Here is a 1,175-nt window from a genome sequence, read left to right on the forward strand (position 1 = left end):
TAAGCAACTGTCTTGAACATAAAAATTATGGCGCAACGTGATGGTAAGATTCATTCCATTCTTCGTTCTTTCTGAGCATGGCATTCAGGATAGTCAGCAACTTACGCATACAGGCAACCAACGCCACTTTTTTGGCTTTTCCGGCGGCAAGCAGACGCATGTAAAACGCCTTTATCACTGGATTAAATCGGGCTGCCACGAGCGCAGACATGTACAGTGCTGTTCTTACCCCAGCCCTGCCGCCAAAAATGGTTCGCCGACCGCGCATAGTGCCCGAGTCGCGGTTTACGGGCGCAACACCCACAAGTGCGCTGATTTCACGCCGTGAGAGGTGACCCAGTTCCGGAACCTCAGCCAACAAGGCGGCAACCGTCATAGTGCCAACACCTTTAACGCTGCTCAACCGTTCAGAAAGCGCTTTAAAGTGGCTCTTGAGATGCTGGTTCATGTCTGTATCGATTCGGGCAAGTTCACTTTCCAGCGCGTTGATAATGATATTAATGCTTTTTCTATTTTGCGGATGGGAAGGGTACAGCCGGTTACGTTCAGCCACCAACATCGTAATCAACTGGCGTCTGCGCACCACCATAGCCGCAAGAATCTGACGTTCAGCGTCTGGCAGAGCCCGGATAAAACGTTCCCGTTCCGGATGACGATTAATGACCTCCGCCATCTGTGCGAGTACTCTGGCGTCAATACGGTCAGTTTTTGCCAGATATCCCATCGCACGGGCAAAGTCACGTGCCTGTCTGGGGTTAATAACAGCAACGTCAAAACCTTCTGCCTGAAGCGAGCAGGCCACGGCGGCTTCAAGCCCGCCAGTGGCCTCCATCAGAATCAGCGCAACGGAATGCGTTCTCAACGCAGCAAGAATGGCATCAAAACCATCAGAGTCGTTACTTGCAGTGAACTGTGCAAACTCATGACTGGCAGCGATGTCCAGTGTTGCTTTAGAAACATCAATTCCCACACAGAGTGGATTTGGCAGACTCATTATTACCCCTCCTTGCAAATACGTTATGGAGTACGGACAACTGTTCGGGTTTCAGATGAGTGGCTGGGTGTATGCGCCAATCGCTTACAGACGGGCTAGGAACCCTAGGCGGCATCAGGCTGCATACACCGCACCAAATCTAATCGTATTTATTTTAACCTACATTTAAGATACAAGGCGG

At 50.6% G+C, this 1,175-nt stretch carries 1 protein-coding gene; it reads right to left on the bottom strand.

What is annotated here, in order from left to right:
• Positions 1 to 25: 25 nt before the first annotated feature.
• Positions 26 to 994, bottom strand: coding sequence for an IS110 family RNA-guided transposase (locus AAC854_RS22570; RefSeq protein ID WP_340619048.1), 969 nt, complete (start codon positions 992 to 994; stop codon positions 26 to 28).
• Between the last annotated feature and the right edge of the window lie 181 nt (positions 995 to 1,175).

Origin of the sequence: Xenorhabdus entomophaga (assembly GCF_037996725.1) — a bacterium.
Lineage (GTDB): Bacteria > Pseudomonadota > Gammaproteobacteria > Enterobacterales > Enterobacteriaceae > Xenorhabdus > Xenorhabdus khoisanae.

Bases quoted from the DNA above. Each gene is read 5' to 3' on its own strand.
- AAC854_RS22570 (WP_340619048.1), bottom strand. From the start codon at position 994: ATGAGTCTGCCAAATCCACTCTGTGTGGGAATTGATGTTTCTAAAGCA.